This window comes from Halomonas sp. Mc5H-6 (assembly GCF_024124705.1).
In the GTDB taxonomy this organism is placed as follows: Bacteria; Pseudomonadota; Gammaproteobacteria; order Pseudomonadales; family Halomonadaceae; genus Vreelandella; species Vreelandella subterranea.
Genome location: NZ_JAMXSI010000023.1, coordinates 1 through 19376 on the forward strand (window position 1 = coordinate 1; position 19376 = coordinate 19376).

Here is a 19376-nt window from a genome sequence, read left to right on the forward strand (position 1 = left end):
CCGCCTAAAAGGCGGGAAACGGGCAAAAAACACACACATAACGGGAGAAGCGTGTCTGAATCTTTGATTTTTTGTCGACTCAAACCGCGATTGGCGATAATCGGCAGTTATTCAGACCTTCCCTAGCTGAGTCGGAAACCGAGTCGACTTATCACTCAGCAGTATTACGGCGGCCTCTAACTCCTTGGCCAGCCCGACACTAATCCAAACTTGGTGCTAAAAAGAGACTATCAATTTTCATTTTTTCGAGGGCTTTAGCATTTTTCAAGTGGAGAAAAACGTGACGACCTTTCAATTCAGCCCCAATAGTCGAATCAACATTCCAACTATTGAGAAGGTAGCCTGCTTGTGCTTTTCGCACCTTTTTTATAAGTAAGCCACCTTCCATTCCAAATTCTTTTTCTACTGCCCACTGGCTATTCTTTGGCAGGCGTGGGTGAGGCTGAATAACTAACTCAACCTCTTCAACCCAATCTACATCTTTATCCAACACCTCATTTTTCTTAAACACATCTTTATAAAGCAATTTAGTGGATACCACTCGATTCAGCACGAAATCCGAGAATTTTTCTCTTTTCCTGTCATAAGCACGGACGTGCCATCTCAACCCATTATTCATTAACGAATGCGGACAGATTACGCGGGTTGAGAATCCACTCGATGTAGAAACATACTCGACTTCCACTGGCCTAGCCAACGAAATGGCCCGTGAGAACGTGGCTGTAATATCTAGCTCAGGCTCTTCAAGGACGATGTGATAGGCGCAGCGAAAGTCTTCAAGACCATCCATAACGTCACCAAAACCGCTGGTAAGCGTGGATAGACACTTCTCCGCCGAGAGAGGCAGCAAGCACTGGAATTTGTTTGTTGCCACATAATGCTTCTGCCTTGGGTCATACACTATGTTATCTGGAGCGCTATCAATGTAGGTGCTCAAGTCGCGGGTGGCTGCTGCTGAACTCACACCAAATCGGGACATGATGTCTTTGCGAGTGACTTTCCCGGTGAAATAAACCAAAAACTCAATATGCGCTAACCTTTCCAGCTGTTGACCAGGGACGCCTTCAAATGGCGCTATGTTCATATCCCCTCTCCCTAATGTACTTAAAGCCAAGCGGTCTACCTTCACACCTATCCCAATATAGGATGGGCACGCCCTAGGTGCAAACAATATTGACGCTAGCGATCATATTGACGACTCGCATCATTTTGATTACCATTGGCGATGTGTACTAAAAAACCCGAACAACATTGTGCTGATCGGGTTAATTAGTGCACCTGAACTGCCATTGGCAGTAGAGAGCAGCTCTGAACGGCGGGCATTCTACTGCTGTATGGCGAATATGTAAACGACTGATCTAAAGAGGTGAGCAGTCATGGCAGTCAATCGTCCATATGGCGACAACAAGCGAGTAGGCGCAGTACGCCAACGATCTCAAACTCAAATGAGCAACGGCACATGGGTGAAGCGCAGTACCGAGACCGGGCGTTTCATGGATGTAAAATCCGATAACCGTCCATTTAAAGGCGTTCGAAAGGAGACACGTTAATATGTCCGCTAAATACGAAATTTTCCGTAGCACTCTTAATTCACAGTACTATTTTCGACTTAAAGCAGGAAATGGCGAGATCATTCTGCAAAGTGAGGGGTACCAAAACAAAGCTGGTGCCCAGAATGGCGTCGACTCAGTTCGACAACATAGTCCATTTGACCAGTATTACGAGCGGAAAACATCGACCAGCGGAAGCCCTTATTTTGTTCTCAAGGCTTCTAATGGCCAAATTATCGGGGCAAGTCAGATGTACTCCTCGACAAGCTCAAGGGATGCTGGCATCTCCTCTGTGAAAACGAACGGCCCTTCAGCACCGGAGTCAGATTTAACCTAGATCGTCCCAACTGGTAAGCAGTACTTGCTAATACCGCCTTACTCTTAAGGCGGTATTTTTGTATGTGATCACAAGTCCCGTCTATTCAAGTTCGCTTCAGACGAGCGACCGCTAGCCTTGGCTGTTCCCATCAGGCTATAGATCGCTTACGGGGCATTGGCAACGCTGGGTGAAGTCGACTGGGCAACCAGTCCTTCGGTTACGATAAGATTAGCATAACCGCAATTTAGCTTGGATAGCTCGGTTCATAGAGTACTCACAACAATTTAACTAGTATTGGGGGCTATTGCCCCGAAAAGGCCGCATGCCAAAACCGCAACGGCGAGCTCATGGCTATTGCGCACGATGCCAAACGATAACCTGTTGAGGCGAAGGGCAGCGTATTGCTGACGACGATCCAATACGCCCGCTACCACAATGGGAAACGGGTCGATCTGGAAGCCGCTGGCAGCTTCGTTTTTATACAACCCATTTTCTTTTAATTCATCACTGATAGCTTTTGGTATATTCCTAGTAGCGACTTGTATATCTTCCCTAGACACACCAAAAAGTAAAAACGCCTTCATAACTAGCCTCAGGTGCTGTTCGTGGCTAATTAACAGCTGGCGATTTTTACTAATTAAAAAAGGCAATTCACTTAAGCTCACATAGTCGCCTTTATTAACTAAGTCACTGTCCTTTATCTTTTCAATATGTTCAAAAAAACGGCGCCATGCTTTTTCGCCTAAGCTTCTTAATAAAATATGGGGATGGCTTTCTCCATTAACCCAGCTATCACTACTATTTCTAAGCTTGAACCGCATATGTGATTCGGCTTGACGAACTACTTTTGCAATCACATCAACGTCTTCTGGTCTGATATTCACTTGTCGTCCTGCACGCTCATAGCTCATGCCCAGCCCTACAAGCCGCAGCAATTTCCAGAGAGTCATGAAGCTTAACTCTTCATACCGCACGGTAAAATCGACTTGATCAAGCTCAGAGGCTTTGAGGCGCAACAAGTCGTCAGTGTGTAGAACACCAGCAATTTTTCTTGCCCGCTGATGACGCACGGGCGTTAGCTGATCAGCCCAGTCAAACAAACAGTGGCTATAGTTCAACAAACCTATACGCGGGTGCTGGTGGCCCATCAACCTAGCCATTGCCATGCCGCTACGACGTGATACGGAGTGATTGGCGCCCAATACTTGTTGGCGTATTGTTCGCGCATCGATACCATCAGTGACCGACCGGGTTAGCGCTGTTTGCATACCGAATAAAGAAGGCGCAAGGGTATTATAAAAAGCATGCCGACAGTGGTGCAGCGTCAATCCGTCACTTGATGTCCCATGACGAAGCAACTGAATTAAAACCGGACTGACCTGCAGCGCCCAAGAGATCAGCCGCGTCTGGCTTTCGTAAATCTCGCACAAGATAGGTCGTTTTGTGTCATTACCTGCCAATGAGGTAAAACGGCTAAAAACATGCTGGAGGATGTTTTCCTCTATTTCATCCAGGGCAAAAAGCAAAGGAACCGCGCGGCGGCTCGACAGACTTTTTAGTTTACGCTGGGGATTATCGCGTACCAGTACCCAACGTGTGCTTTGATACTCACACCAATCGTTACGCTGGAGTCCAATCGCCTCCTGTGCTCGTAAACCAAAGCGAAAAGTGAGTAATAACACGAAGCCTAGTAGCAAAAATTTTTCATCACTATGGTGTTTCCATTTCGCGAGTAGCGCGGTCTGACACCCTAAGTACTCGTTTTGTACCAACATACCTGGACGCACGCTGCGCCGATCATCCTCTACTGATAGCTCTTGCCAGTCGGGGCTTGCCACTCCTAACGTTTCAGCCCAGGAATGAAAATCGCGTAACCGATGGCTAAAATATGTTGCATCTTGTGATGCCAGCTCCACAAATGTCAGCATTTTCGCATAAAGCGCCGTCACTTCCTCTTCATCGTGATCGACTAGATTTGTTTGGTAGCCAAACTCAGCGAATGCCGTCTTCAATGACGAGAAATAGCGCGTTAATGAGCTTTGTGCATAGTCGTTTTGCTTTCCGACTTTGCCCCGCCGCATGAGGAAGCTTATCCAACGAACTAGCAGTATGACGCAAGCACTCACCTGCCTTTCGTATCCTTTAGATAACTTGTCAAGCTGTGACGCCGCCCGTCGCGATTGCCGTTTTGTGTACCCTTTTAAAACGTCTTGCACCTCAGCATAAAGCCGATTCGCATTTTCTTGCTGCTCGACGTTACTGATATTCCGCCAGCCAGGCGTCACATTAGTCGATAAATTCAGCTCTTCGCCGTCGAGCGCGTCATTGTTGGAAGGAAACGCTAACCTTACGCCATCTCGAATGCGCAATTCATCGACTAACGGTAGGCTTGTCGAGGGTATACGCCCTGCTAATGCCCCAGCAACCACGCCGGGTAGCGTCAGTAAATTGGCTTGGCTAATCAGCCCACTCAGCGTGGTCAATACCGCTTGAACATTGGCCTCCGTCACATTCGGCAAGCCTGCATTCAGTGGTTCTGGAGGAGGGAATAAATTGTCAGGGAACCTGACTTGGCTGAGATCGACCTCTTTTTGAATGCCTTGCCCGGCCGCCAACAAAGACGCCGTTTTATAGCTAATTCGGTGCCGCTGAACGGGGGCACGGTGGTTCGTCACGTCTAGGCTTTCACTATATTCCAGAAGATAATCTTGCCGATGCTGAATAAGTCGGTAGTTTCGCCCTCGTGCCACATCAAACAACATACGTTGATAGCTGATGCGCTTTTCCAAGCATAACAACAACGCGCCGACGCTCAGCGCACCGAGCTTGGAAAACTGCGCTTTCAGCCCCTTTTTACGAAGACTCTCTGCCCAAAGCTCAAGGCTCGGTAATAACGAAATGGCCTTAACAGCTTGTGCCGTGACGAGTGATTTCTCTGCTGAGGCTTCAGCGACGCGCTTGTTAATGACGTATTGATATCGACTACCTGCTTCTTCCAAGCGTCGCAGCAAAACCGAAAGGCGTAGTGACGCATAAGGATGTATGACTGAATTATTCCGGTGCAGCATGCGCTGAACCAACGTATCGACGTCTGCTTGTTGAATATCTGACAGTGTCCTATGCCCTAAATAAACGCCAATATCCGCATAAGCTCTTTCGTGTTCGCGTTTAATCGTGTGACGACGCTCTTTTTCTCGTAGGCGTTGCCCAAAAAGCCGCGTGGTTGATGCTTTTTGAATGTCACCAACACCATCGGGGGCTTTAAGAGGCGCCGAAGGTAGTGTCGAAGGCGCAGCCGGAAGCGAGAACTCCAGGTCATTGAACGCGGTCTCGACGGCACTAGCATAGGCGTCAGCATCGTCTCTCCAGCAACGCGGCGAGTAGTCCCCGTAGGTCGCCACACTCCGTTCCGCATGCCCCATCCAGCCGTCTACTATTTCTGCGGGTACGCCTAAATAGCGTAATTGTTGAGCATAGCGATGGCGGAACACATTGCTGGGCAAGTGCCATTGAAATAAGGGCACACTGGGTAAATCCATGGTCGACATGGAATCCCACACCAGGCTCTCATCTAGTAAGAAGAAAAACGGAAGGGCAGATGTGCCCTCGCCGGCCAGTGCTTTGTGTATTTCATCAGCTAGCGCAGTGTTGGCATCAACTAGCGCTGTAGCCAGTGACTGCAAATGGTTGATATAGCACTGCACAAGCTCGATGGCCCGAGTTGGCAGTGGCACCACTCGACTGCTTCGACGTCCCTGATCCATTTTATCGTTCAGATATAAGCAGCGTGCTGAGATATTAAAATGCTGCAGTGACTCAAATGGATCTCTGAGGAATCGGCCACCCGAAGCTGCATAGAGCCCCATCACACAGTATTGGGCCAGTGCATTATGGTAGTGAATGAACCCTGCTTCTGCGCTCGCTTCGACGGTAGCTCGAGCCTTTACTATCTCTTGCCGCAATAAGGACGTTATCGGCGAAAGGCGGCTACCTATGAGATTGACGCTGGGCGGAAAAGGTCTAGAAGCGGTCAGAGGCAAAGCCAGCCCTGTTTCGATAGCGGTGATATCCCATGTTGCATAGCTGGATGCACCAGGCAGCCCCGCATTGGGGTGAGCGGTTAATAGTCGCGACAAATGCGGATCTTGAGCGTTATCAAACACAACCTGCCCCCAAACATGTGCCAGCTTAGCGCTCGTTACGCGGGGAAAATGTAATTGTGCCTGCTGATAAAACCAACGCTCCAGCGGGAGTGCGTCTTCCCATAGATCGCCTAGCATAGCCAGAGAGGTTTTTATCTGGCTGGCCCTCTGCTGAAGAACATTGGTTATTTGGGCAGGTAGCTCAATGGCAAGCGTCTCTTCTAACGGGCGGATATACTCAATTGCTTTGCCACTACCTTGCCAAGCATTCGCCCGCCGCGGAGATGTCCGCGCAATAGAGGAAAAATCTTGTGCCAATGTCCATTCATCTCCGTGGGCATCATCAATCCGAAATTGCACAGTAAAATGAAGGGAACGCGAAAATTGGACTGACAGCCAAACCATCACGGCACCGAGCTGATCTACTGGGTCAGAGGAGCAAAGCCCCTGGTCTATCCAGCCCAGCAAAATCTCTTTCTCTGGTGGTAAAAGCTTTTCCCAACTCCATGGCAAGAAATGCGACGCTTCCGCCGTTTGCACAAAATAGCTGCGGCTCGCCAATCGCTGTTCGGCGCTACTCTCTGAAGGATCAACTGTTGCAACATAAGTGCCTTCATCTTCTTCTGGATCTAGCTCCGATCCCGGCTCGGGCTGATAGGCATAAAACTGATATTCGGTGTCTTCGCCCTCTTCAACGTGTCGGACTACCGAGACAGCAGGCTTTACAAATCGATCAATGCTTAATAGCGGTGCCGTGGCCTCATTATTGATGGGAGCCACTTCGTTGCGCGCAATACGAGTGATCGAATTAAAAAAACGATTAACCGCTCTGCTGTCTGAGTAATCTAGTCGTATTTCATTGACAGCAAAAATGAACGCGTCGTTAACACGCTCCAGCGTAGGTTCGTGATCCCCCACAAAATTACGGCACCGCCGCAATAACATGTCTATCATCCGCCACTTTTCATCGTAGGGGCCGAGAGTCATAAATCTCGCCGCATCGCTAATATTGCGATCCGCGATGCATTTTTGATGAGCAATACGATGCGATGCATGTACGACCAGCCACAAGCGCAATAGGCGACGCCAAAGCAAAAGCTGTTCGTTACTTGCTGGTGCCTGGGGATTGGTAATCAACGTGATCAGAAAGGTTTTATTTGTGACTCCACCTTCTTGAAACTGACGCTTATTTTGCTCTACATCACCGACGTGGGCTGCGACAGGATATTCACGAGAAATGTGGTGAGAAGCACTAAATGTATCAACAAACCGTTTCAGCTCGTCGACGACCGGGTCGCCCGCCCAAACAGACAGAACCTCGACCGACTCAGGGTGTGAGAACTCTCGTACCAAATTGGAAATCGCATCATTGCGGGGGCTTAGCCCCAGCGCGTAATAAATCACCTGGAGCACATCCAGCAAGCCATCTTCCTGCGCCCACGCTATCAACTTGCGATACCGCTTCCCGAGACTGACGGTCAACGCTTCCATCTGCTTGCTGTGACAATTTCCCACGACCTCTTGTGACATTAATGCACCTTACGTCCAGAAGCGGCATTTGCCGAAAACCGCTCTATCATAAGGTTTAAAGCATTTTTATGCTATTTAAGGACAAAATAGCTGTCCCTATATCATCAGTCTCATAACCGTCATCGGTTCAAATCCGGTCCCCGCTACCAATTTTTTGAAAGGCAGATCAGTAATTTACTGATCTGCCTTTTTTGTTTGTTGGGGTTGGCCATCCTACTTTGACCAATAGGCAACTTACAGCCTTTTCTTTCCTTAATTAGACCCCGCTTTCTTTGAAACACCAATGGACCTTTCCGGTTTTCACCCTCCTCGTTGGTTTATCGCTTGCCATTATCTATACCTCTTATAATGCGTGTATAATGCGTGGCAACTAGATTAGCAGACTCACAACCTTCTATTTGTTGTTTACTGACCTGGCATTGCCAACCATACAGAAGGGCTAGACGACTCTGTTAGAAGCACTGTATGTTTAATAACAATCATAATTAAGAGTCTCAGTCATGTTTGCTCCCGTACGAAAAATACTCATGATGATGGCCTTTGCGGCTGGTGTGTTTGCCGCGCCAGTCCCTGCGGCCGAGGTCACATCGAGCGCGCTTTCACCATCAACAGATGCATCACCAGTTCTCACACTGCACAGTGCCGATGTACACCGCCCCATTAGTCGAGCAGCAATCGAGCAGTCACCTCTGTATGAAGTGGTCCTGCAACATTTTGAAGGGCCGAAAGGGAGTTTTGCGGGTGTCTGGCTTGACGACTTCCTCGAGGCTCAGGGGATTGATGTTTCAGCGACATTACGCTTCATTGCGCATGATGATTACACGACCTTCATAACGCCTGAAGACCGGGCAGCCAAACGTTACCTTCTCGTCACCAGGCTAGACGGCAAGTCACTGACTCGGAACGAGTTTGGCCCTACGATGCTGGTCATTCCCGAAGATGCTGAAGCCGTCGAGGCGGGAACTGAAAGCATGACGCCATGGATATGGTCGATTAAAGATATATACCTTCAACAATGAAGCTACGCTTTGACCGGTCGCTTGGCTGGCAGTTGGGCCTTGGGTTCACTCTGCTCGCTGGCATCAGCGCAATCGCGGTAGGGGTCTACTTATTCCATGCGCGCCAGCACCTAGGAGCAAACTACACTGCGCTCGTCGCCGATGTCGTCCGCCCGCAGCTGCACACCACTCTGTTACGCTCCACATTGAACGAGTTCCGCGAGCAGCCACAGGATAATCAGCTTATAGAGCGCTTCGACAACTTGCTTTGGCGCATTCCACGGCATATTGAAGGTGTCACCTTTGGACTCAGCCAGAGTCGACTAGCGCCTGGCAGCTATGAGTCCTATTTAAATCGCTTAAATAGTGTTAAAGAGAGGCTTCCCGACATAAAGCAGGCGTTGGATGAGGTCGCGTCTGGCGAGCCTCCTGATCAGCTGATTCAACAAGGCTTGACCATTGAAAATGACATGGCTCAAGCCTATAGCAAGCTCAGTCATCTTTTACATTCTGAAGCCGCCAAACAACGTATTGTGATGGACCGTCTGGCGGTAGGCATCGCCATCCTGATACTTGTGATCCTGCTTTTGGCTGGCGGCCTTATGTTGGCATTAATACGCTTGCATCATCAGCATAAAAAAGTGCTCAAGCTCAGCCTGATGGACGAACTCACCGGGCTCGGCAATCGTCGTTACATGCTTAATTTCACCGAGCTTTTATTCGAACAGAGCCAACGCAGCGGGCTTCCCTTTAGCATGGCCCTGCTCGACCTTGACCACTTCAAGCGCGTGAATGACAACTTTGGCCACCCTGCTGGCGACCAAGTGCTACGGGCATTTGCCGACGCACTCTGTGACGAAGTCAGAAAGGCGGATATTGTTGCGCGTCTGGGAGGTGAAGAGTTCTGTGTCCTCATGCCTGAAACCAATGCCGAAGGTGCCCTGGAAGTGGTTGAACGGATACGTAAGCGAGTGGCAGGGCTATCTCATCAAGAACTTGGCGTGCCCACTGCCGTGACGGTGAGCCTGGGGCTGGCAACTGCCAACAATCAAGACACTTCTTTTGATCATCTTTATGGACGCGCTGACCAGGCCCTCTACGAAGCCAAGACCAGCGGGCGAAACCGTGTCGTCGTAGACTGACGTCATCTTTCAGCAACGGTAACGCCTCCTGCAAACCAAACCAGGTCATATAAAAACCCCAAATTCAGCCTATTTCGCATCGTCATGCCAATTCCCGATAATCACGCCACCCTTTTGGTAAGCTAAACCTCTCCATAAAGGCAAGCAGGCGCGATGCCTCCTGGCGGACCGCGCTCTGGCCATTATTCATTTTTATAATAAGGAGGCTGCGCTTGGAAATACTTTTATATGCCCTGGACAGTGCGGGCCTGCTGCTGTCGCGAACGTTGGAGCATATTGCCCTTGTCGGTGTTGCTGTCGGCATTGCGACATTGACGGGTGTGCCCATCGGCATTGCGATCACCAAAAACGAGCGCTTGGCTCAAGGGGTGCTGTACCTGGCCTCGATTATCGTCACCATCCCGTCAATCGCGCTGTTCGGCATCATGATTCCGGTGCTATCGCTGATAGGACACGGCATCGGCTACGTACCTGCGGTTATCGCGGTACTGCTCTATTCCCAGTTGCCCATCATTCGTAACACCTACACCGCGATCAACAATGTGAACCCCGCGTTGCGGGAAGCGGCTAGAGGTATTGGCATGAGCCCCAATCAACGCCTGCGTATGGTCGAGATCCCACTCGCTATACCGGTCATCATGGCCGGGGTTCGAACGGCCGTGGTCCTCAATATCGGCGTGATGGCGATTGCAGCGTACATCGGCGCTGGGGGTTTGGGTACTTTCATCAGCCGTGGCATTTCACAGTCAGACCCGCGTCAGCTGATCGTCGGCGCGATTGCCGTGAGCGTACTGGCGATTATCGTTGATTATTCACTGTTGTATATACAAAAACGCCTGACGCCCAAAGGGATGAGCCGCCAGGCCGACGCGACCTGAGGCCGCTTTCCTGACGTCATTTCTACTATAAGAGACACCCCTATGATTCGACTTGACAGCCTGACCAAGGTGTTCGATACGCCAAAAGGCGCGGTGGTGGCCGCTGACCATATCGATATGGAAGTGCCTGAGGGAGAAATATGCGTCCTGCTGGGGCCATCGGGCTGCGGCAAGACCACGACACTGAAAATGATCAACCGGATCGTAAAACCCACTTCCGGCAAAGTGTTTATCAATGGCGACGATACCACCGGCCTCGATACCCAGACGCTGAGACGCAATATCGGCTACGTGATCCAGCAGATAGGCCTGTTTCCCAACATGACCATTGAGGAAAACATCACCATCGTGCCCAAGCTACTGGGCTGGGACAAGGCCAAATACAAGGCGCGCGCACGCGAAATGATGGCCATGATCGCGCTGGAGCCCGATGCCTTCCTGAAACGCTTCCCAAGCGAGTTGTCGGGCGGCCAGCAGCAACGCATTGGTGTTGCCCGCGCGCTGGCCGCTGACCCGCCGGTCATGTTGATGGACGAGCCGTTTGGGGCCATCGACCCCATCAACCGGGCCGTCATTCAAGACGAGTTCCTGAAGATGCAGCAAGAACTCAACAAGACCATCATGTTCGTCAGCCACGACATTGATGAAGCCATCAAAATGGGTGACCGCGTGGCGGTCTTCCGGGAAGGGAAGCTGGTTCAGTACTCCACGCCCGATGATTTGCTGGCGGCACCCAAAAACGCCTTCGTGGAATCGTTCCTGGGCGAAGACCGGGCGCTCAAGCGTTTGAACCTGGTTAAAGTGCGCGAGATTGTCACCGACGAAATCGGCACGGTATCGCCAGGTGATACGCTGGAAGCCGCGCTGGCCAAGATCGACAACTATGGCTACCAAAACGCCATTCTGATGGTCAATGACCGCAAGCAGCCCGCCGGGATTGTCAGCCGCTCCGTCGCGCGCACCACAAAGGGCTACTGCCGTGATCATTTCCAGGCCGTCCCGGCCGTTGTGGGTCTCGACGACGATCTGCGTAAAGCCGCATCCCTGATGTTTGCCCACGACCAGACCTGGCTCCCCTGTGTCAACGACGAAGGGACGGTGTGCGGGCAAATTACCCAGCGCGCCATGACCAGCCACTTAGGCGCGAGATATCGCGCTCGCCAGGGGGATGACCGCACGCCATCGCCGGCCATCAAGGAGTAACCATGCCGATTCGATCCATGAAAGGGGCGCTTAAGGCACTGGTGCTGGTGGCTATTTTTTTCGCCGGTGTATGGAGTCAGTCCAGTGGCGTCATCGATGACTTTATCTGGTATCTGCCCGATGTTCAGTATCTGGCGGTTCAGCACATCTGGCTGACGGCCATGTCAGGCAGTCTGGCCATTCTCGTTGCCATCCCGCTCGGTATTGTGCTCTCTCGCCCGAGTATGGCCCGAGTGGCCGAATCATTGATGCAGATACTCAACGTGGGCACCACGATCCCCACCTTGGCCGTCCTTGCACTATCGATGAGCTTCCTGGGCATTGGCACGGTGCCAGCCGTCTTTGGCCTGTTCGTGGCCACACTGCTGCCGATTACCCGGAATACCTATGCTGGCCTGAAGGGCGTTAACCCGGCACTGATGGAAGCGGCGGCAGGCATTGGCATGTCCCCCATGCAACGGCTTTTCAAAGTCGAACTACCCAATGCTCTCTACGTCATTTTTGCCGGCATGCGCACCGCACTCACCATCAATGTGGGCACGGTGCCACTGGCGTTCCTGATTGGCGCGGGCGGCCTTGGCGAGCTGATTTTTACCGGCATTGATCTGTACGACCCGGTCATGATGCTGTCGGGCGCCATTCCGACCGCGCTATTGGCGATCGTGGTCGATGCGCTGATTGCGATCATTGCCTTCCTCGTTGTCCCCCGCGGGGTCAACCCCGGCCGCGCTTGATGATCACCGTGACTGACGCTTCACTAACAAAAGAAGGAATCGATGATGAAAACATTAACTACCGCACTGACCAGTATTGCCCTTGCCAGCGGCATCTCGCTGGCTAATGCCAACGAAATCAGCGTTGGCGGCAAGAACTTTACCGAGCAGCAGATTCTCTCCACCATGACGACCCAGTACCTGGATAACCTGGGCTACGACGTCGATAACCGCTCCGGCATGGGCTCCGCCGTTTTGCGTCAAGCACAGGAAAACGGCCAGATCGATCTTTACTGGGAATACACCGGCACGTCCCTGATCAACTATAACGACATCACCGAAAGCCTGAGCCCTGAAGATACCTACCAGCGGGTGAAAGAACTCGATGCCGAAAAAGGCCTGACCTGGCTTGAACCGTCGGATGCCAATAACACCTATGCGCTCGCTATGCGCGAGGATGACGCCGAAGAACGCGGCATCGAAACGCTCTCCGACCTGGCCGACGCCGTCAACAATGAAGAAGGCCTGACCTTTGCGCTTAACGCCGAGTTCTACGCCCGTGAAGACGGCTGGCGGCCGCTCATGGAAGCCTATGACTTTCGCGTGGGTCGCAGCGACGTGAGCCGCATGGATACCGGTTTGGTCTATCAAGCGCTGCGCGATGAAGAAGTCGACGTCGGCCTCGTATTCGCCACCGACGGGCGTATCCCCGCCTTTAACTTTCACGTCCTCAAAGACGACCAGGGCTTCTTCCCGGCCTACGCCCTCGCCCCGGTGGTACGCACCGAAACCCTTGAAGCGAACCCTGAACTAGCCGACCAGATGAACCGCCTGTCGGCGCTATTAAACGACGCCACCATGGCCGAGCTGAACGCCCGTGTCGATGTCGAGCGCGTGTCGATTGAAGACGTGGCAGAGAGCTTTCTCGAAGAGAATGATCTGCTCTAGTCGCTCGTGGGTAGCATTGGCATAATGCCAATTGCCATCACAGCAAAGCCGCTCCTATGGAGCGGCTTTTTCAATGGGGAAGCCCAATGCATTATCAAAACACCCTTCGCGTCGGCGCAGCCCAGATCAATACCACGCTTGGCGAGGTGAATGACAACCTTGAGCGCCATTTGGCACTGATTGCCGACGCCCAGCACGACGATGTCGAACTGCTGGTGTTTCCCGAGCTTTCACTGACGGGCTATCGCCTGGCAAACCACGTGATGCAGGTGGCAATGCCGCTGGAAGACCCGCGCCTGCAAACACTGGCCCGGGCTTGCGGCCCGATGCAGGTCGTCGTCGGTTTCGTGGAAGAGGCAAGCCCTGGTGAATATTACAACGCGCTGGCCATCTTTCAGCACGGCCAGCTTATCGCCGTGCATCGCAAACTGAACCTGCCCACCTATGGAGGACTTGAGGAAGGCAAGTGGTTCACCCATGGCAGTGAGCTCACTCACACGGATATCTGCCCGGGTTGGTCAGCCACCCAGCTGATTTGCGCCGACTTATGGAACCCGGCGCTTGTGCATGCAGCCCTGCTCGCCCGCCCCACGGTGCTTTGTGCGCCGATCAACTCCGCCAGCGGCATCGTCAGCGACGACTTTTCCAACGAAGAAAACTGGGCGCTGAATACACGCTTTTATGCCATGACGTACGGCACGCCCGTGATCATGGCGAACCGCTTCGGGCCGGAAGGCGACAGCCACTTCTGGGGCGGCTCGCGCATTCTCGGGCCAAGTGGCGAGACACTGGCACAGGCCAATGATGAAGAAGCGCTGATTGTCGCGGATCTATCACGCACCGCGATTGCCAAGGCGCGCTTTGAACTGCCCACCCACCGCGACGCCGACACCCCGCTGGTGAGAGAGTTAATGGCGGGATACCGCTAGCGACGTTGACGCGTCGCCAGCGGCTGGATCAAGCGACTACTCTTCGCGGTTCAATAACACGTCGTTAAACGGATAGCGGGAAAGCCGCTCAATGCCGGTCTCGGTGATCAGCACCTCTTCTTCCAGCTTGACGCCATCGGCAGCCCCGACTTCGCCAATGTAGCTTTCTACCGACACTACCATCCCAGGCTCCAGAATACCGTCCTTGGAGAAACGGTCGAAATCCATGTGGTGGGCGACCAGCGGCGTCTCGCCGTGCATGCCTACCCCGTGAATGATCGACGGGTAACGGCGGTCGATAAAGCGCTCGGGGATTTTCCATGCCTGCTCGGCAATTTCCCTGTAGCTGATGCCCGGCTTGAGCAAGCCCATATTATGTTGCACCTGGTCGTAGGCCATACCGTAAAGCTCGCGCTGATAGGCCGTCGGTTTGCCGGGCCCGACATGGAAAGTGCGCGAAAAATCCGAGTAGTAGCCATGGCAGCCGATGGTATCGGTATCCAGCGCCACCAATTCACCCGGGCGAATCTTGCGGTCGCTGGCTTCGTTAAACCAGGGGTTCGTGCGCGGCCCTGAGGAAAGCAGACGGGTCTCGATAAACTCACCGCCGCCTCTGATCACCTCGCCGTACATGATCGCGAACAGCTCGTTTTCGGTAACCCCCGGTTTAATCGCCGCTTCGACTTCGGCGACAGCGGCTTCACTGGCGGCCATCGATTGCGCCAGGCAGGCGATTTCCTCGGGCGTTTTGATGCGTCGACAGTGCAGTGTGTCCTGCATACAGTCATACACATCGAGCCCTTGGGCTTCCAATGCCCGCGCCAGATTCAATGCACAGCGATCCAGACCGACCTTTTTGTTGCCTTTGCCATGCTCTTCAATCAGCTCAGCAATCTCCACCCCAAAGGGGTCGGATGACATACCATCACGCTGGTTCACCGCCGACCATACTACCTTGGAGGTTCGCGCCTCATCGATGGTTTCAAGCCAGGTGGATACATGCGCGCTGCCAGGATATTCGAACAGAATAATGGGCCCTTCCAGCGGCACGTAGACGTAACGCGTGGAGTTGCGCAAAAAGTAACCAAACATATTGCGCGACCCTGTCGCATAGCGCTGGTTGTTCGGGTCAAACAGTACCAGCGCTGCATACCCTTCTTCCGCCATCATGGCGCGCAGGCGCTCAAGACGTCCGGCGCGCAGCTGCTTGGGGTCAAACGCCGTGGGGATACTGTCGCCGTTGGCCATGGGCGCCGAAGGCACGACGGGAATGTGATCCGGCTCGTTATCAGTCAGGCTTTCGCTTTCGACAATGCTCATGAATATCTCGCGTTGGGAGTGGTATCAGGAACGGAATGAGCGCCACGCGGCTTTAATCTGCCAGGCTATCGCTGCGCTGCATGCCATCTTTAAGAATCTGCTCATGGACCGGCGCCATGCGGCCGAAGATGCGCTGTGCACGTTCGGGACGACCCACGAAACCAGGCTCCTTGGCATAGGCGAAAATCACCGTATGGCGCTCTTTGTCACCCACCACGGGCGTCACGCGGTGGAGCGAATAGCGGCCAAAGAAAATCTGCAAATCGCCCGGTTGAAGATCCAGCGCTTTCAAGCGAGAGCGATCACCATCGATCACCTTTTCCACCTCAGCAAAGTTCTCACCCTCGGGGTTGCGAATCCCCGGCGCATATTCAAAGCGCCCACCGCTGTGGGACTGCCGCGTCATCATGGTGACGATGAACTCGTTGGTGTCGTAGTGCCAGGGGTGCTGACAGCCTTCGCGCAACACGTTCACCACCAGATCGGCCAGGGGATCGGCGTATTGGTGGATCTCATCGATACCCACAACCGCACCAATAAACCGCTGAAATTCGGGATTCTCGTACACCTGGCGGATAATGGTGTCATGGTCGATGCGGTCGCCGGCGACAAAGCCGTTAGTCCGATCATCAAAGCGGTTTTTGGGGTGTGTGGCGGGTAGCGATGCGTCACCGTCGCTGTTGTACGGATTGGTCTCGGTCTGGTTGTAGTGGGCGTCTGGCGATAGTCGTTCAGTTTCACGCTCAAGCCGAGCTAATGCGGCTTCAGGAACAAAGTTTTTAAGCACCACACAGCCATCTTCTTCGAGTTGGCGACGGCAATCGGCGATAAACGTTTTTCCTGCCGGCGATGACAACTCATTGAGCGGGTAGCGCTCAAGGTCGATCAGCCCTTCGAGGGCATTCACGGGTTGTTTAGCGGCGGTTATTGTCATGGGGTCACGCTCCTGTCGCGTTGGAAGCCTATCTGGACAGGCTAGTGAAGGCTCTTCCATAATAGAAATGAATAGTTAAGATAACACCCATTTAAATGGCTCATTCATCATGGACACAGACTTACTACGTGCGTTTGTCACCGTCGCCGAATGCCAAGGGTTTAGCGCAGCAGGGAAGGTGCTGCATCGAACTCAATCGGCGATGAGCCTGCAAATCAAGCGGCTTGAAGACCAGATGCATCAAGCGCTTTTTGAGCGCACCAGCCGCAGCGTTCTGTTGACGGCCGCCGGGGAACACCTGCTTCCCTATGCGCGCCATATGCTCAAGCTCGAAGATGAGGCCAAGGATCTTTTGAAGGGCGGAATGCATGGCGAGCTTATTCGGCTGGGCACTTCGGAAGAACAGGCCGCTACCTACCTGCCCGACTTGCTGCCACGCTTTGCGGCCCAGTTTCCGCAAATTCAGTTAGAAGTGCATTGCGATATCAGCGACACCCTGGTCAAGCGGTTTCAGGAAGGGCTATTAGACGTGGTGCTCTCGGTAAGGCACAAGCCCACTCAATCCGGTCACTTGCTTGGCTGGGAGCCGATGGTGTGGGTCATGGCCGACCACGTCTCACTTTCGCAATGGCAAACACTGCCGTTGGCCCTTAATCCCGAGGGCTGCATTTTCAGGGCGCATGCGTTATCTGCGCTGGGCCGCGATGAGACCCGCTGGGAGCTTCGCTACGTCAGCCAATCCCCGACAGGTATCAACGTGCCGGTGCAAAATGGACTGGCGATAACCGTTAAAACCCCACGCAGCGTGCCGCCGGGCTGCCGGATAGTGACCGAAGAAGAAGGCCTCCCCAACCTGGGACATGTCGAAATTGAACTCCACCAACGCCCCGGACACTCCAGCGAGGCGTTTCAGGCGTTATGCAAATCCCTTGAAAGCGTGGTCGCCGAACACGAGTCGATTGCCTGCCTTGGGGGCAGGGAAGCACCTTAGTACGTCGCTGGTTTTTATTGACCTGGATATCAAGTTACGCACAGCGGCTTGAGCAAATGAGCTGAGATTGATTGGGCCTGGTATAGAGCCAGCCGCGCAACTCGCTGTGACAAAGATAAAGTCACTGCGGGCTCTAAACCTGGGTGCTACTGAAGATGGAATGATGTCGGTCCAAGGGGAACTGGACCTTGGTATGCCCCCATTAATTCCGCTTTTTATATCGCTTTAATAAATAGCTTGGTAAAGCAGGCGCCTTTAGCTCAATGGTGGAAATCTGCTTTCTTCTCACTTTTCGGAGAAGACAAAGCAAACCTGATCGGCGTTAATTTTTTCGCTTCAGACGAGGAAGAAAACATCATCCACACAGCGGGGATCATGACGACTATGACCACGCCAATTGGCACTAGCCCCAAAAAACTACCGATGCCGATTAAGAAGGCGGCTAAACCTGCCCACATCACCCTTGTGGAACCTCTGCTCGTGACCTTCTCGACATTGTCTAAATGAGCCGCAAGAGTCGTGTGCTGTTCTTCGCTTAACTCCCCCTGATGGTTGCACTGGGGGCAAGCCGACAAGCGTTCATCTTGAATTGCTTTGGCCTTTTTCCAATTAGCCGACCATTGATGGCCACATGGCTCACACGTTAGAACGGCCATCGTGTCCAACGGCCACTTTTCCTTTTGCATCATGATGTCCTTATCTGGGTTCGCTTATGGCTCATGTCGGTCGTGCGTTTTATCTAAAGGGCAGAGTGGGGTAAGACGCATGAGGTGCCTTAGGCACGTCTACCCCAAAGCGTTTCTCGATATCCCCCATCTCCACAAACTTTTCGCCGCGCTGGTAAGCGGCGCGCAAGTGCTCACTCAGTTCACTCACGGCTTGGGAAGGCTTAGCCCATTGGGATTTGGGTAAGGGCTTCGACCACTCAGCTAGCCAGTCACGGGGCACGGCTTTAGGCAGGATGTGCTTCATGCGGTACTCGGTGTACCAGTGGGCGAAGCGAGCATGCTCCCATAGCCGCTTGCGCCGAAAGCGCCGCCAGCGGGCGCTGTCATTCGTACGCTCGCATTCGGCTTTTTCACGCGCCACGTAGGCGTCGTACCACTCCACGCCCCACTCCTTGGCGGAAGGCGTAATAGCATCAGCGCCTTCTTCTATAAAGCGACGAATGTACTCCCACTGGGCCAGCGCCCCTGGTAGGCCGCCCACGCCGACGATAATGCCCGACCCTGGCAGAGTATAGCCAGGGCGCTCTGGATCCGGGGGCAGTAGCGCAAAGTTCCAGCCAAAACCGGTGATCGCCCCCGGCCCCAAGCTGGGGTTGAAGCCACACACAGCTACCACATCTTCCCAGGGCACCAGTACCGTACGGCGCTCACGCTTGCAGATTCGGCAGATGAGATCGTAAAGGGGAGGATAAACGAAGAAAAAGGCAAACCCACCCACATGCATCAGCAAAAAACCAAAGGGAAAACTCTCGCGAGCACCGCGCAGCCACTCGCCTATTTCGATGGAGCCCATTAACCCAGAGGCAGTCACTGCCAGACTAGCCGTCGAGGCGAGCCAAAGATTGTGGGGGGGCAGGCAGCCAGAAGCGACCTAGTGGATCTACTACAAAAGCCACTTCCCGGCGCTGGCGATTCAAGCGAATGTGTAGTGGTTCACTGATTCCGGACACCAACGTAGGTGGTAATATCACCACCATAAGCGAGGTGTCAGATGACCAGGAAACGACGATCTTTTACGCCAGAGTTCAAACAGGAAGCTGCCTGTCTGGTG

The 19376-nt window shown here is 53.0% G+C and carries 15 protein-coding genes; 9 read left to right on the forward strand and 6 right to left on the reverse strand.

Features of this window, described 5'->3' with window-relative positions:
* Positions 1-199: 199 nt before the first annotated feature.
* The gene (locus NH395_RS18020) at positions 200-1084 is read right to left on the reverse strand and encodes a WYL domain-containing protein (protein ID WP_253026849.1); all 885 of its coding nucleotides are present in this window, start codon (positions 1082-1084) and stop codon (positions 200-202) included.
* 467 nt (positions 1085-1551) lie between these two features.
* Between NH395_RS18020 and NH395_RS18025 the strand changes: the two genes are divergently transcribed.
* Positions 1552-1887 carry a YegP family protein gene (locus NH395_RS18025; RefSeq protein WP_253026851.1) on the forward strand — a complete coding sequence of 112 codons (336 nt, stop codon included), beginning with the start codon at positions 1552-1554 and terminating at the stop codon, positions 1885-1887.
* 266 nt (positions 1888-2153) lie between these two features.
* Here the strand turns inward: NH395_RS18025 and NH395_RS18030 are convergent, their stop codons facing one another.
* A complete protein-coding gene (locus tag NH395_RS18030) occupies positions 2154-7541 on the reverse strand; it encodes a hypothetical protein (protein WP_253026853.1) in 5388 nt (1795 codons plus the stop codon).
* Between the two features lie 500 nt (positions 7542-8041).
* Here NH395_RS18030 and NH395_RS18035 point away from each other — a divergent pair, with 500 nt between their 5' ends.
* The 7 genes from NH395_RS18035 to NH395_RS18065 all read left to right on the forward strand — a co-directional run bounded on the left by NH395_RS18035 (position 8042) and on the right by NH395_RS18065 (position 14352).
* On the forward strand, positions 8042-8560 hold the full coding sequence (locus tag NH395_RS18035) for a hypothetical protein (protein ID WP_253026855.1): 519 nt from the start codon (positions 8042-8044) through the stop codon (positions 8558-8560).
* Positions 8557-9681, forward strand: coding sequence for a GGDEF domain-containing protein (locus tag NH395_RS18040; protein WP_253026857.1), 1125 nt, complete (start codon positions 8557-8559; stop codon positions 9679-9681). Before NH395_RS18035 ends, NH395_RS18040 begins: the two co-directional genes overlap by 4 nt.
* A gap of 212 nt (positions 9682-9893) precedes the next feature.
* Positions 9894-10559 carry an ABC transporter permease gene (locus NH395_RS18045; protein WP_253026859.1) on the forward strand — a complete coding sequence of 222 codons (666 nt, stop codon included), beginning with the start codon at positions 9894-9896 and terminating at the stop codon, positions 10557-10559.
* A gap of 42 nt (positions 10560-10601) precedes the next feature.
* Positions 10602-11762 (forward strand): ABC transporter ATP-binding protein, encoded by a 1161-nt coding sequence (locus NH395_RS18050; RefSeq protein WP_253026861.1) that lies wholly within the window; start codon positions 10602-10604, stop codon positions 11760-11762.
* A gap of 2 nt (positions 11763-11764) precedes the next feature.
* Positions 11765-12496 (forward strand): ABC transporter permease, encoded by a 732-nt coding sequence (locus NH395_RS18055; protein ID WP_085919024.1) that lies wholly within the window; start codon positions 11765-11767, stop codon positions 12494-12496.
* Between the two features lie 45 nt (positions 12497-12541).
* Positions 12542-13423, forward strand: coding sequence for a glycine betaine ABC transporter substrate-binding protein (locus NH395_RS18060; RefSeq protein ID WP_085919025.1), 882 nt, complete (start codon positions 12542-12544; stop codon positions 13421-13423).
* Between the two features lie 86 nt (positions 13424-13509).
* Complete coding sequence (locus tag NH395_RS18065) at positions 13510-14352, forward strand: nitrilase-related carbon-nitrogen hydrolase (RefSeq protein ID WP_085919026.1); 843 nt, start codon at positions 13510-13512, stop codon at positions 14350-14352.
* 36 nt (positions 14353-14388) lie between these two features.
* On the opposite strand, the gene NH395_RS18070 is transcribed toward NH395_RS18065, so the two are convergent.
* Positions 14389-15672, reverse strand: a complete 1284-nt coding sequence (locus NH395_RS18070) for a Xaa-Pro peptidase family protein (protein ID WP_085919027.1) — start codon at positions 15670-15672, stop codon at positions 14389-14391.
* Positions 15673-15724: 52 nt separating this feature from the next.
* On the reverse strand, positions 15725-16606 hold the full coding sequence (locus tag NH395_RS18075; protein ID WP_085919028.1) for a hypothetical protein: 882 nt from the start codon (positions 16604-16606) through the stop codon (positions 15725-15727).
* A gap of 109 nt (positions 16607-16715) precedes the next feature.
* Here NH395_RS18075 and NH395_RS18080 point away from each other — a divergent pair, with 109 nt between their 5' ends.
* Positions 16716-17597, forward strand: coding sequence for a LysR family transcriptional regulator (locus NH395_RS18080; protein ID WP_066319289.1), 882 nt, complete (start codon positions 16716-16718; stop codon positions 17595-17597).
* Between the two features lie 260 nt (positions 17598-17857).
* Here the strand turns inward: NH395_RS18080 and NH395_RS18085 are convergent, their stop codons facing one another.
* Both NH395_RS18085 and NH395_RS18090 read right to left on the reverse strand, forming a co-directional pair.
* Positions 17858-18286 carry a hypothetical protein gene (locus NH395_RS18085; RefSeq protein ID WP_253026863.1) on the reverse strand — a complete coding sequence of 143 codons (429 nt, stop codon included), beginning with the start codon at positions 18284-18286 and terminating at the stop codon, positions 17858-17860.
* 46 nt (positions 18287-18332) lie between these two features.
* Complete coding sequence (locus tag NH395_RS18090) at positions 18333-19136, reverse strand: hypothetical protein (protein WP_253026865.1); 804 nt, start codon at positions 19134-19136, stop codon at positions 18333-18335.
* Positions 19137-19376: the final 240 nt, after the last annotated feature.

Coding starts and splice junctions, on each gene's coding strand:
- NH395_RS18020 (WP_253026849.1), bottom strand. CDS start 1,084: ATGAACATAGCGCCATTTGAAGGCGTCCCTGGTCAACAGCTGGAAAGG.
- NH395_RS18025 (WP_253026851.1), top strand. CDS start 1,552: ATGTCCGCTAAATACGAAATTTTCCGTAGCACTCTTAATTCACAGTAC.
- NH395_RS18030 (WP_253026853.1), bottom strand. CDS start 7,541: ATGTCACAAGAGGTCGTGGGAAATTGTCACAGCAAGCAGATGGAAGCG.
- NH395_RS18035 (WP_253026855.1), top strand. CDS start 8,042: ATGTTTGCTCCCGTACGAAAAATACTCATGATGATGGCCTTTGCGGCT.
- NH395_RS18040 (WP_253026857.1), top strand. CDS start 8,557: ATGAAGCTACGCTTTGACCGGTCGCTTGGCTGGCAGTTGGGCCTTGGG.
- NH395_RS18050 (WP_253026861.1), top strand. CDS start 10,602: ATGATTCGACTTGACAGCCTGACCAAGGTGTTCGATACGCCAAAAGGC.
- NH395_RS18055 (WP_085919024.1), top strand. CDS start 11,765: ATGCCGATTCGATCCATGAAAGGGGCGCTTAAGGCACTGGTGCTGGTG.
- NH395_RS18060 (WP_085919025.1), top strand. CDS start 12,542: ATGAAAACATTAACTACCGCACTGACCAGTATTGCCCTTGCCAGCGGC.
- NH395_RS18065 (WP_085919026.1), top strand. CDS start 13,510: ATGCATTATCAAAACACCCTTCGCGTCGGCGCAGCCCAGATCAATACC.
- NH395_RS18070 (WP_085919027.1), bottom strand. CDS start 15,672: ATGAGCATTGTCGAAAGCGAAAGCCTGACTGATAACGAGCCGGATCAC.
- NH395_RS18075 (WP_085919028.1), bottom strand. CDS start 16,606: ATGACAATAACCGCCGCTAAACAACCCGTGAATGCCCTCGAAGGGCTG.
- NH395_RS18080 (WP_066319289.1), top strand. CDS start 16,716: ATGGACACAGACTTACTACGTGCGTTTGTCACCGTCGCCGAATGCCAA.
- NH395_RS18085 (WP_253026863.1), bottom strand. CDS start 18,286: ATGATGCAAAAGGAAAAGTGGCCGTTGGACACGATGGCCGTTCTAACG.